Below are 12,349 nucleotides of genomic sequence, written 5' to 3'. Positions count from 1 at the left end.
TTGAAGCGTGCCGCTTGCCGCCAGGATTCCGCTAATCTTGCTTATCCATTGAAGGAGCCAGTGCATGTTCGAATCCGCCGAAATTGGCCACAGCATCGACGACGATACCTTTGAGGCAGAAGTGCCCGCGCTGCGCGAGGCTTTGCTCGAAGCCCAGTACGAACTCAAGCAGCAGGCGCGCTTCCCGGTGATCGTGCTGATCAATGGCATCGAAGGCGCCGGCAAGGGCGAGACGGTCAAGCTGCTCAACGAGTGGATGGACCCGCGCATGATCGACGTGCTCACCTTCGACCAGCAGACCGACGAAGAGCTGGCCCGCCCGCCCGCCTGGCGCTACTGGCGGGCGCTGCCGCCAAAGGGGCGCATGGGCGTGTTTTTCGGCAACTGGTACAGCCAGATGCTGCAGGGCAGGGTGCATGGGCAGTTCAAGGATGCGGTGCTCGACCAGGCCATCACCGGTGCCGAGCGCCTGGAGCAGATGCTTTGCGACGAAGGTGCGCTGATCATCAAGTTCTGGTTCCACCTGTCCAAGAAACAGATGAAAGCGCGGCTCAAGTCGCTCAAGGACGACCCCTTGCACAGCTGGCGCATCAGCCCGCTGGACTGGCAGCAGTCGCAGACCTACGACCGTTTCGTGCGTTTTGGCGAGCGGGTGTTGCGCCGTACCAGCCGTGACTATGCACCGTGGCATGTAGTTGAAGGGGTCGACCCCAACTACCGCAGCCTGGCCGTTGGGCGCATCTTGCTGGAAAGCCTGCAGGCCGCACTGGCCGTCAACCCCAAAGGCAAGCACCAGGGCAACATTGCGCCGTTGGGGCGCAGCATCGATCAGCGCAGCCTGGTCGGCGCCCTGGACATGACCCTGCACCTGGACAAGCAGGACTACCAGGAGCAACTGGTGACCGAGCAGGCTCGCCTGGCCGGCCTGTTGCGCCACAAGCACATGCGCCGGCACTCGCTGGTGGCCGTGTTCGAGGGTAATGATGCTGCAGGCAAAGGCGGGGCGATTCGCCGTGTGGCTGCAGCGCTGGACCCGCGCCAGTACCGTATCGTGCCGATCGCCGCCCCTAGCGAAGATGAACGTGCGCAGCCGTACCTTTGGCGGTTCTGGCGGCACATTCCGGCACGCGGCAAGTTCACCATCTTCGACCGCTCCTGGTACGGCCGGGTGCTGGTGGAACGCATCGAAGGGTTCTGCACCCCGGCCGACTGGATGCGTGCCTACGGCGAAATCAATGATTTCGAGGAGCAGTTGGTGAACGCCGGTGCGGTAGTGGTCAAGTTCTGGCTGGCGATCGACCAGCAGACCCAGCTGGAGCGTTTTGAAGAGCGCGAGCAGATCCCGTTCAAGCGCTACAAGATCACCGAGGACGACTGGCGCAACCGCGACAAGTGGGACCTGTATGTGGATGCGGTGGGGGACATGGTCGACCGTACCAGCACCGAGATCGCGCCATGGACCCTGGTCGAGGCCAATGACAAGCGTTGGGCGCGGGTGAAGGTGTTGCGCACCATCAATGAAGCCCTGGAAGCGGCGTTTGCCAAACACAAGAAATAGTCAGCCGCCATGCCGCAGGGGAATGACCTGATGAATTCTTTTCCCGCCTTTTTTCCCCGTTGGCAGGTAGCAAGCCTTTAGAATCGAGGCACCCTACAACGGGCTCGACCGAGGATTTTATGCACATCACATCCGGACGCCGGAGCTATGGACTGGCCCTGGCGCTTCTGACCGCACTGCTGTGGGGCATCCTGCCAATCAAACTCAAGCAGGTGTTGCAGGTGGTCGACCCGGTGACCGTCACCTGGTTCCGCCTGCTGGTGTCCGGCGGCCTGCTGTTCGCCTGGCTGGCAGCCAAGCGCCGTTTGCCTTCGTTCGGCAAGCTCGGCACCAAAGGCAAAGGCCTGGTGGCCGTGGCCGTATGCGGCCTGATGGGCAACTACGTGCTGTACCTGATCGGCCTCAACCTGCTGAGCCCCGGTACTGCGCAATTGGTGGTGCAGATCGGCCCGGTGCTGCTGCTGGTGGCCAGCGTGTTCGTGTTCAAGGAGCGCTTCAGCCTGGGCCAAGGCCTGGGGTTGCTGGTGCTGCTTGCCGGCTTCGGCCTGTTCTTCAACCAGCGCCTTGAAGAGCTGCTGACCTCGCTGGGCACCTACACCACGGGCGTGCTGACCATCCTGCTGGCCACCAGCATCTGGGTGTTCTATGCCCTGAGCCAGAAGCAGTTGCTGACGGTGTGGCATTCGCAGCAGGTGATGATGGTGATCTACCTGAGCTGCGCCGCGCTGCTGACACCCTGGGTGCACCCGCTGGAGGCGTTGCAGTTGACACCCCTGCAAGGCTGGCTGCTGCTGGCCTGCTGCCTTAACACGCTGGTGGCCTATGGTGCCTTTGCCGAGGCACTGGCGCACTGGGAGGCATCGCGGGTGAGTGCCACGCTGGCGCTGACGCCGCTGGTGACCTTTGTGGCGGTGGCATTGGCGGCCTGGATGTGGCCGGCGTATGTGCAGGCTGAAGACATCAATGCCCTGGGCTATGTAGGCGCGGTGACGGTGGTACTGGGGTCGACGCTGGTGGCCCTGGGGCCTTCTTTGGTGGCTGGGTGGCGGGCGAGAAGGGCGCGCCTGGCCCAGGTTGGTTGATAGCCTGCCAGGGCCCTATCGCCGGCAAGCCGGCTCCCACAAAACCCTTGTAGGAGCCGGCTTGCCGGCGATAGGGCCATAAGTACCAGCCAATCAATCAGCCCTTGCCACCCGGTGCCAGCATGTTCTCCGGCCGCACCCACTCATCGAACTGCTCATTGGTCAGGTACTTCAATTCCAGCGCCGCCTCGCGCAGGGTCTTGCCCTCGCTGTAGGCCTTCTTGGCAATCTCTGCCGCTTTGTCATAGCCGATATGCGGGTTGAGCGCGGTCACCAGCATCAGCCCGCGCTCCAGGTGCGCCGCCATCTGTTCGGTATCCGGTTCGATCCCGGCCACGCAGTGCTGCTGGAAGTTGCGGCAGCCATCAGCCAGCAGCGTGATCGACTGCAGCAGGTTATGAATGATCACCGGCTTGAACACGTTCAACTGCAGGTGCCCCTGGCTGGCGGCAAAACCGATGGCCGCGTCATTGCCCAGCACCTGGCAGGCCAGCATCGACAGCGCTTCGCACTGGGTCGGGTTGACCTTGCCTGGCATGATCGAGCTGCCCGGCTCGTTGGCCGGCAGGCGCACCTCGGCCAACCCGGCGCGGGGCCCGGAGCCGAGCAGGCGCAAGTCATTGGCGATTTTCATCAAGGCCACCGCCAAGGTCTTCAGCGCCCCCGCCAGGCTGGTCAGCGGCTCGTGGCCGGCCAGGGCGGCGAACTTGTTCGGCGCGGTGACGAACGGCAGGCCGGAGAGGGCGGCCAGTTCCGCAGCAATGGCTTCGGCGAAACCCTGCGGGGCATTGAGCCCGGTGCCCACGGCAGTGCCGCCCTGGGCCAGTTCGCATACCGCTGGCAAGGTGGCGCGGATGGCGCGCTGGGCATAGTCGAGCTGGGCCACGAAGGCCGACACCTCCTGGCCGAAGGTGATGGGCGTGGCGTCCATCATATGCGTGCGGCCAGTCTTGACCAGTTTGTGGTGGCGCGCCGACAGCTCGGCCAGCCCCGAAGACAGTTCGGCGATCGCCGGTAGCAGCTGCTCGTGCACCGCCTGTGCTGCGGCAATGTGCATGGCGGTGGGGAAGCAGTCGTTGGAGCTTTGCGAGCGGTTGACATGGTCGTTGGGGTGCACCGGCGCCTTGCCGCCGCGGCCTTTGCCGGCCAGCTCGTTGGCCCGCCCGGCAATCACCTCGTTGACGTTCATGTTGCTCTGCGTGCCGCTGCCGGTCTGCCACACCACCAGCGGGAACTGGTCGTCGTGCTCGCCGTGGAGCACTTCGTCGGCAGCCTGCTCGATCAAGCGGGCGATGTCGGCTGGCAGGTCGCCATTGCGGTCGTTGACCCGTGCTGCGGCTTTTTTGATCAGCGCCAGGGCGTGCAGCACCGGGAGCGGCATGCGTTCCTTGCCAATGGCAAAGTTGATGAGCGAGCGTTGGGTCTGCGCGCCCCAGTAGGCGTGCTCCGGAACTTCGACCGGGCCCAGGCTGTCTGTTTCGATACGGCTCATGCTGCGTTCACTCCCTTGTCAGTCAGAATCAGCAGTTTAGGCCCCCATGCGATCGAGCGGTTCAATCGCTCGTCGTGCCACTTGAGCGCTGCACCCTGGCGGGAGCAGAATGCTCATCTCTGAGGTACCGCCTCCCCCTCCTTGAAGGATATGCAATGACCCGTCTCCGTGCCCTCTGTGCTGCCGTCGCCCTGGCCTGTGCCAGCGGCCAGGTACTCGCTGCCACCGCCAGCCACAACGCTGCCGCCGAGAAGTTCCTGACCCTGGCCAACGCTGACAAGCTGGGCACCCCGGTGTACATGCAGGTCCAGCAGATGTTCGCCCAGCGCTTCGCCCAGACCAAGGCCCCGGCCACCAAGCAGTCGGTGCTGGAAAGCTACCAGGCCAAGGCCAACGCCGCGCTGGACAGCGCCATCGGCTGGAACAAGCTCAAGCCGAAGATGGTCGACCTCTACACCCAGACCTTCACCGAGCAGGAGCTCAAGGACCTGGTGAAGTTCTACCAGTCGCCGCTGGGCAAGAAAGTCCTCAGCCAGATGCCCAAGGTCACCCAGCAGTCGGCCCAGCTGACTCAGCAAAGCCTGGAGCCGGCAGTGCCGGTGGTCAACAAGCTGCTCGAAGACATGACCAAAGAGCTTGACCCCAATGCCGGCAAGGCCGCCCCGGCCAAGAAGTGAGTAATACCCGATGACCATGCAGCAACGCATCGAGCAGCAGCTGGCCGCCCTGGCGCCGCAGCACCTTGAAGTGCTCAACGAAAGCCACATGCACAGCCGTGGCCAGGAAACCCACTACAAGGCGGTGATCGTCAGCGAGCAGTTTGCCGGGCTCAACAGCGTCAAGCGCCACCAGAAGGTGTACGCCACCATGGGTGAACTGATGGGCCAGATCCATGCGCTGGCCATCCACACCTACACCAACGACGAGTGGGCGAAGGTGGGTGTTGCACCCGCCTCGCCGGTGTGTGCAGGTGGCGGCAAGCACTGAATCCTTTTTGGCGTTCTGGTACAATTTGCGACATCCGGGGGGCCGCTTTGCGGCCCTTTCGCGACACAAGGCCGCTCCTACAGGGGTTATGTATTCACCTGTAGGGGCGGCCTTGTGTCGCGAAAGGGGCGCACAGCGCCCCCCAGCTTTTTGTCAAACCCGGTCCGCCCCTTACGAGGGCAACCACCTGGAGATTCAACGTAATGACCCACCCGATCGTCGTGGCGGCGCTGTACAAGTTCGTCACCCTTGAAGACTACGTAGAGCTGCGCGAGCCCTTGCTCAAGGCCATGCTCGACAATGGCGTCAAAGGCACCCTGCTGCTGGCCAACGAGGGCATCAACGGCACCGTTTCGGCCACCCGCGAAGGCATCGATGGCCTGCTCGCCTGGCTGCGCAGCGACCCGCGCCTGGTCGATGTCGACCACAAGGAATCCTACTGCGACGAGCAGCCGTTCTACCGCACCAAGGTCAAGCTCAAGAAAGAGATCGTCACCCTCGGCGTGCCGGGCGTGGACCCGAACAATGCCGTTGGCACCTACGTCGATCCCAAAGACTGGAATGCCCTGATCAGCGACCCGGAAGTACTGCTGATCGACACCCGCAACGATTACGAAGTGGCCATCGGCACCTTCAAGGGCGCAATCGACCCCAAGACCGAGACCTTCCGCGAGTTCCCCGAGTACATCAAGGCCAACTTCGACCCCAGCAAGCACAAGAAGGTCGCCATGTTCTGCACCGGCGGCATCCGCTGTGAAAAAGCCTCCAGCTACATGCTCGGTGAAGGCTTCGAGGCGGTCTATCATCTTAAGGGCGGCATCCTGAAATACTTCGAGGAAGTACCCCAGGAAGAAAGCCTGTGGGACGGCGACTGCTTTGTCTTCGACAACCGCGTCACGGTGCGCCATGACCTGACCGAAGGCGAGTACGACCAGTGCCATGCCTGCCGCCACCCGGTCAACGCCCAGGACCGCGCGTCCGAGCACTATTCGCCAGGCGTGAGCTGCCCGCACTGCTGGGACAGCCTGAGCGAAAAGACCCGGCGCAGCGCCATCGACCGGCAGAAGCAGATTGAGCTGGCCAAGGCCCGCAACCTGCCGCACCCGATAGGTTACAACTACAAAGCCGAGGCCTGATTGCATGACTGCCCGCCTGCTCTATGTGATGGACCCGATGTGCTCCTGGTGCTGGGGTTTTGCACCGGTGGCCCAGGCCCTGATCGCCCAGGCGCGTGAAGCGGGCGTGGCCACCCGGGTGGTACCGGGTGGGTTGCGCCGCGGTGCCAGCCCGCTGGACGCCTCGACCCGCAAGTACATCCTCGAGCATTGGCAGGCGGTGGCCGAGGCCACCGGGCAGCCGTTCGCGTTCGAAGGTGCCATGCCCGATGGCTTCGTCTACGACACCGAGCCTGCCTGCCGCGCCCTTGTAGCCGCCCGCGAACTGGATGCCGAGCGCGTCTGGCCGCTGCTTGCACTGATCCAGCGTGGGTTCTACCAGCAGGGCCTGGACGTCACCACCGCACCGCAGCTGGTCGAGCTGGCCGAACAGGCTGGGTTCGATCGCGCAACCTTCGCCGATGCCTTGCTGCGTGCCGACGTGCGCGCTGCCACTGCAGCCGATTTCAGCTGGGTACAGGACCTGGGGATTGCCGGTTTTCCAACGCTGCTGGCTGAGCGCAACGGCCAGCTCGCCCTGTTGACCAACGGCTACCAGCCACTGGAAAGCTTGCAGCCCTTGCTTGGCCGCTGGCTACAGCAGGCCGCCTGTGCTTGACCTGCCAGGGTCGCCCGACCCGGTGCCTGGGAAGCCCGCTGCTGTGCCTGACCGGCTGAGTTGGGCGCAAATCCGCCGCTTGGCACTGCACCACAAGAAACACCTCTGGGCCGCCAACCTGGTGGCCGTGGTGGCGGCCTGCTGCAGCGTGCCGATTCCGTTGCTGCTGCCCCTGCTGGTCGACGAAGTACTGCTGGGCCATGGCGATGGCGCGCTGAAGTTCATGAACCACTTGCTGCCAAGCGGTTGGCAGGTGGCGGCCGGTTATATCGGCCTGATGCTGGTCGTTACCCTGTGCCTGCGCGTGGCCGCCTTGGGCTTCAACGTGGTGCAGGCCAAGCTGTTCGCCGGCCTTGCCAAAGACATCGTCTATCGCCTGCGCATCCGCCTGATCGAGCGGCTCAAGCGTATCTCGCTCAAGGAGTACGAAAGCCTGGGCAGCGGTACCGTGACCACGCACCTGGTCACCGACCTGGAGACCCTCGACAAGTTCGTCGGCGAAACCCTGAGCCGCTTCCTGGTGGCCATGCTGACCCTGACCGGCACGGCGGCGATCCTGATCTGGATGCACTGGCAGCTGGCCTTGCTGATCCTGTTGTTCAACCCGCTGGTGATCTACTTCACCGTGCAGTTGGGCAAGCGCGTCAAACACCTTAAAAAGCTCGAAAACGACAGCACCTCGCGGTTCACCCAGGCGCTGGCCGAAACCCTGGATGCCATCCAGGAAATCCGCGCCAGCAATCGCCAGGGCTACTTCCTCGGCCGCCTGGGCCTGCGTGCCCGCGAAGTGCGCGATTACGCCGTGGATTCGCAATGGAAAAGCGATGCCAGTGGCCGTGCCAGTGGCCTGCTGTTCCAGTTCGGTATCGATATTTTCCGTGCTGCGGCCATGCTCACGGTGCTGTTCTCCGACCTGTCGATCGGGCAGATGCTGGCCGTGTTCAGCTACCTGTGGTTCATGATCGGCCCGGTCGAGCAGTTGCTCAACCTGCAATATGCCTACTATGCTGCCGGCGGCGCCCTGAGCCGGCTCAACGAGTTGCTGGCGCGTGATGACGAGCCGCAATACCCGGCTGCCCGCGACCCGTTTGCCGGCCGTGAAACGGTTGGCATCGAAGTGCGCGACCTGCGCTTCGCCTATGCCGACGAGCCGGTGCTCGAGCACCTGGACCTGTCCATCGCCCCGGGCGAAAAGGTCGCCATCGTCGGCGCCAGTGGCGGCGGCAAAAGTACCCTGGTGCAATTGCTGCTGGGCCTGTACAGCGCCCAGGCCGGGACTATCCGTTTTGGCGGTGCCAGCCTGCAGGAAATCGGCCTGGAGACCTTGCGTGAAAATGTGGCAGTGGTGCTGCAGCACCCGTCACTGTTCAACGACACGGTACGCGCCAACCTGACCATGGGCCGCGACTGCACGGACGAGGCTTGCTGGCAGGCGCTGCGCATCGCCCAGCTGGACGCCACCATTGGCGCCTTGCCGCAAGGGCTGGACAGCGTGGTCGGCCGCTCTGGTGTGCGCCTGTCCGGCGGCCAGCGCCAGCGCCTGGCGATTGCCCGTATGGTCCTGGCCGAGCCGAAGGTGGTAATCCTCGACGAGGCCACGTCGGCGCTGGACGCCGCCACCGAGTACAACCTGCACCAGGCCCTGGCGCGTTTTCTCAGTGGCCGTACCACGCTGATCATCGCCCACCGCCTTTCCGCGGTGAAGCAAGCCGACCGTGTGCTGGTGTTCGACGGCGGGCACGTGGCCGAGGATGGCGGCCACCAGCAGTTGATCGCCGAGGGCGGCTTGTATGCCAAGCTGTACGGGCATCTGCAGCAGACCTGACCCAAGCGGCAAGCTTGCAGCTTGCCACTCAAAATTCCCTCCACACAGATGGCAAATGGCCTACGCTGAGCTTGTCTGGTTGGTTCGAGCCTTATCTGCTCTGTGACAGGGACTTCATGAAGGGACATCGCACACTAGAGGCGCCAAGGCTGCTGGGTATCATCTGGCCCTTCATCGCCGTTGTAGTCTTCCAGGTCCTGTTGGGCAGCTTCAGCCTGTACGCGCTGTCGGCTGTGCGTGCCTATGTCGCTGGCGAAAGCCTGTGGTCCAAGGCACAGAAAGACGCCATCTATTACCTTAACCTGTATGCCGATACTGGCGATGAACGCACCTACCAGCGCTATCGTCAGGTCATCACTGTGCCCCACGGTGATCGGCAGATGCGTGAGGTGCTCGACGTGCCTGATCCAGACCTTGATGTTGCGCGCCAGGCCGTTTTGCAAGGCGGCAATCACCCCGACGACGTCCACCGTATCATCTGGTTCTACCGCAATTTCAGCCAGATCAGCTATGTGCAGACGGCGATCGCCTACTGGAATGTCGGTGACGATTACCTCAAGCAACTGGATGTGTTGGCCAACGAGATGCGCGAGGGTTTTGCCGGCGGCCAGGCCGGCCCGCGCCAGGTCAGCCAATGGCGCGCCCGCATCGTCGCCATCAACGAAGGCGTGACCCCGGCAGCCAAAGCCTTCAGCGATGCCCTGGGCGAGGGCTCGCGCATGCTGTTGCGCGTGCTGTTGGTCACCAACCTGCTCACCGCGCTGTTCCTCATCACCTTTGCCTGGCGCCGTTCGAGCAAGCTGCTGGCCCAGCGCCAGGCCTTCGCCAGCGCCCTGCAGGAAGAAAAGGAACGCGCGCAGATTACCCTGCAGGCGATCGGCGATGCTGTGATCACCACCGATGTCGATGGCAGCATCGGCTACATGAACCCGGCGGCCGAGCAACTCACCCATTGGCAGGCAGGCCAGGCCCTGGGGCTGCCGTTGACAGCGCTGTTCAGCCTGGTGGACGAGCAGGCCCAGAACGACAGCAGCACCTTGCTCGAACAGGTGCTCAGCGGCAGCCTCAAGGGCGGCGCCGAACATGCACGGTTGATCCAGCGCCTGGATGGCAGCACGGTTTCGATCAACCTGGTGGGTTCGCCCATCATCAACAACGGGCAGGTGGCGGGCATCGTCCTGGTGCTGCATGACATGACCCAGGAGCGCCAATACATCGCCAACCTGTCCTGGCAGGCTACCCATGACGCCCTGACCGGCCTGGCCAACCGTCGTGAATTCGAGTACCGCCTGGAGCAGGCACTGAACGACCTGGTGCGCCAGGGTGGGCGGCATTCGCTGATGTTCCTTGACCTCGACCAGTTCAAGCTGGTCAACGATACCTGTGGGCATGCCGCCGGTGATGAATTGCTGCGGCACATCTGCGCCGTGCTGCAATCGGTGCTGCGCGAAGGCGACACCCTGGCGCGGCTGGGGGGTGATGAGTTTGGCGTGCTGCTGGAAAACTGCCCGGGCGAACAGGCCGAGCGCATTGCCGAAAACCTGCGCCAGGCGGTGCAAAGCCTGCACTTCGTATGGAAAGGCAGGCCGTTCGTCACCACTGTGAGTATCGGCCTGGTGCACATGGCGCAAGCCCCGGCCACGCTGGAAGCCTCCCTGCGGGCAGCCGACATGGCGTGCTACATGGCCAAGGAGAAGGGCCGTAACCGCATCCAGGTCTACCATGCCGATGACAGTGAACTGTCGATGCGGTTTGGTGAAATGGCCTGGATACAGCGCCTGCACGTCGCTCTGGAGGAGAACCGCTTCTGCCTGTATGCCCAGGAAATCGCCGCACTCACCGCGCTTGAAGGGCCAGGGCATGTCGAGATTCTGTTGCGCCTGCAAGACGAAAGCGGCCGCACCATCCTGCCTGACAGCTTCATCCCGGCGGCCGAGCGCTATGGCCTGATGACCGCTATCGACCGCTGGGTGGTGCGCAATGTGTTCCAGGTCATTCGCCAGTGCCTGGATGAGGGGCGCGAGGGCCCGCTGTCGATGTGTGCCATCAACCTGTCGGGGTCGAGTATCGGTGACGACAAGTTCCTGGAGTACCTGCGGCGCCTGTTCGTCGAATATTCGATTCCGCCACGGCTGATCTGCTTCGAGATCACCGAGACCAGTGCCATTGCCAACCTCGGCAGTGCCATCCGGTTCATCAATGAATTGAAAGGGCAGGGTTGCAAGTTCTCGCTGGATGACTTTTGTGCCGGAATGTCGTCATTCGCTTATTTGAAACATTTACCCGTCGACTTCTTGAAGATCGACGGAAGTTTTGTCAAAGATATGCTTGATGATCCGGTCAACCGGGCCATGGTCGAAGTCATCAATCACATCGGCCACGTCATGGGTAAACGGACCATTGCCGAGTTCGTTGAAACTCCGTTGATCGAGCAGGCCTTGCAAGAGATCGGCGTGGACTACGCCCAGGGCTATCTGATCGAACGACCGCAGGTATTCACTTGCGACAGTCTGCAGCGCCAACGGATTGCTGCACGGCCCCTGCTGCATCGGGCGCCTGGAACCTTTCGCTGAAGTAGCGTTGGTAAATCACAGGGATCAAGGAGCTGAAAAGTGATTGATGCATTCGTCCGTATCGGGCCTTTGATGGACCCGGCCAGTTACCCCCAATGGGCCCAGCAACTGATCGAAGATTGCCGCCCGGGCAAGCGTCGGGTGGTGGAGCATGAGTTCTACCAGCGCCTGCGCGATGGCCAGTTGCGCCAAGCCACCATACGCCAGTACCTGATCGGTGGCTGGCCGGTGGTCGAGCAGTTTTCGTTGTACATGGCCCACAACCTGACCAAGACCCGCTATGCCCGCCATCCGGGCGAAGACATGGCGCGGCGCTGGCTGATGCGCAATATCCGCGTGGAGCTCCACCATGCCGATTACTGGGTGCACTGGTGCCATGCCCATGGCATTCACCTGCACGAGCTGCAGTCCCAGGAAGTGCCCGCCGAGCTCAATGGCCTCAATGACTGGTGCTGGCGAGTGTGTACCACCGAGTCGCTGGCCATTGCCATGGCGGCTACCAACTATGCCATTGAAGGGGCGACGGGGGAGTGGTCGGCGGTGGTCTGTGCTGAAGACACCTACGCCATGGGCTTCCCGGAGGACCAGCGCAAGCGCGCCATGAAGTGGTTGAAGATGCATGCGCAGTATGACGACGCCCACCCGTGGGAGGCGTTGGAGATCATCTGTACCCTGGCTGGCGAAAACCCGACCCTGGGGTTGCGCAATGAGCTGCGCAAGGCGATCTGCAAAAGTTATGACTGCATGTACCTGTTCCTGGAGCGGTGCATGCAGCTGGAGGGCCGCCAGCAAGGGCGCCTGCGCCCGACCTTGGCTGCGGGCTGAATGCCTGGGGCTGCTTTGCAGCCCTTTCGCGACACAAGGCCGCTCCTACAGATTTGATGCCGGATTCAACGGCACCGCTGTAGGAGCGGCCTTGTGTCGCGAAGGGCCGCAAAGCGGCCCCATCGGTTTCAAGCCCTACTGAGCGTTAAAGGCCTGCCCGTTCACCCCGGTACTGTCCGGCCCCATCAGGTACAGGTACACCGGCATGATCTCTTCAGGCAGCGGGTTGTTCTG

General features: G+C 63.0%; 10 protein-coding genes and 1 pseudogene. 9 read left to right on the top strand and 2 right to left on the bottom strand.

The features are described 5' to 3' along the window. The first annotated feature begins 64 nt into the window (after window positions 1-64). Both pap and BLX42_RS26380 read left to right on the top strand, forming a co-directional pair. Entirely contained in the window at window positions 65-1,558 is a 1,494-nt protein-coding gene (gene pap / locus BLX42_RS26385) for a polyphosphate:AMP phosphotransferase (RefSeq protein WP_046787392.1), read from the top strand. Between the two features lie 119 nt (window positions 1,559-1,677). After that, complete coding sequence (locus tag BLX42_RS26380) at window positions 1,678-2,640, top strand: DMT family transporter (RefSeq protein ID WP_161872983.1); 963 nt, start codon at window positions 1,678-1,680, stop codon at window positions 2,638-2,640. Window positions 2,641-2,737: 97 nt separating this feature from the next. Here BLX42_RS26380 and BLX42_RS26375 read toward each other — a convergent pair whose 3' ends face one another. Then, a complete protein-coding gene (locus BLX42_RS26375; RefSeq protein ID WP_161872982.1) occupies window positions 2,738-4,132 on the bottom strand; it encodes a class II fumarate hydratase in 1,395 nt (464 codons plus the stop codon). A gap of 155 nt (window positions 4,133-4,287) precedes the next feature. On the opposite strand from BLX42_RS26375, the gene BLX42_RS26370 reads away from it, so the two are divergent. From BLX42_RS26370 to BLX42_RS26340, 7 genes are all read left to right on the top strand, one after another. Next, window positions 4,288-4,809, top strand: a complete 522-nt coding sequence (locus BLX42_RS26370) for a DUF2059 domain-containing protein (RefSeq protein WP_115272938.1) — start codon at window positions 4,288-4,290, stop codon at window positions 4,807-4,809. A 10-nt stretch (window positions 4,810-4,819) separates the two neighbouring features. Then, window positions 4,820-5,119, top strand: a complete 300-nt coding sequence (locus BLX42_RS26365; protein WP_039602790.1) for a BolA family transcriptional regulator — start codon at window positions 4,820-4,822, stop codon at window positions 5,117-5,119. 203 nt (window positions 5,120-5,322) lie between these two features. Beyond that, entirely contained in the window at window positions 5,323-6,255 is a 933-nt protein-coding gene (locus BLX42_RS26360; RefSeq protein WP_125924323.1) for a rhodanese-related sulfurtransferase, read from the top strand. Between the two features lie 4 nt (window positions 6,256-6,259). Further along, window positions 6,260-6,892 (top strand): DsbA family protein, encoded by a 633-nt coding sequence (locus BLX42_RS26355; protein ID WP_161872981.1) that lies wholly within the window; start codon window positions 6,260-6,262, stop codon window positions 6,890-6,892. After that, complete coding sequence (locus tag BLX42_RS26350) at window positions 6,885-8,717, top strand: ABC transporter ATP-binding protein (RefSeq protein ID WP_161872980.1); 1,833 nt, start codon at window positions 6,885-6,887, stop codon at window positions 8,715-8,717. The genes BLX42_RS26355 and BLX42_RS26350 overlap by 8 nt, the downstream gene beginning before the upstream one ends. Window positions 8,718-8,833: 116 nt before the next feature. Continuing rightward, window positions 8,834-11,290 carry an EAL domain-containing protein gene (locus BLX42_RS26345; protein WP_161872979.1) on the top strand — a complete coding sequence of 819 codons (2,457 nt, stop codon included), beginning with the start codon at window positions 8,834-8,836 and terminating at the stop codon, window positions 11,288-11,290. 39 nt (window positions 11,291-11,329) lie between these two features. Further along, window positions 11,330-12,115, top strand: a complete 786-nt coding sequence (locus BLX42_RS26340; RefSeq protein WP_161872978.1) for a TenA family transcriptional regulator — start codon at window positions 11,330-11,332, stop codon at window positions 12,113-12,115. Window positions 12,116-12,250: 135 nt separating this feature from the next. On the opposite strand, the pseudogene BLX42_RS26335 reads toward BLX42_RS26340, so the two are convergent. Then, window positions 12,251-12,349: pseudogene (locus BLX42_RS26335) on the bottom strand (YciK family oxidoreductase); the annotation flags it as partial.

The organism is Pseudomonas sp. SG-MS2, assembly GCF_009933855.1.
In the GTDB taxonomy this organism is placed as follows: Bacteria; Pseudomonadota; Gammaproteobacteria; order Pseudomonadales; family Pseudomonadaceae; genus Aquipseudomonas; species Aquipseudomonas putida_E.
This window is presented reverse-complemented; position numbering and strand designations above follow the sequence as displayed.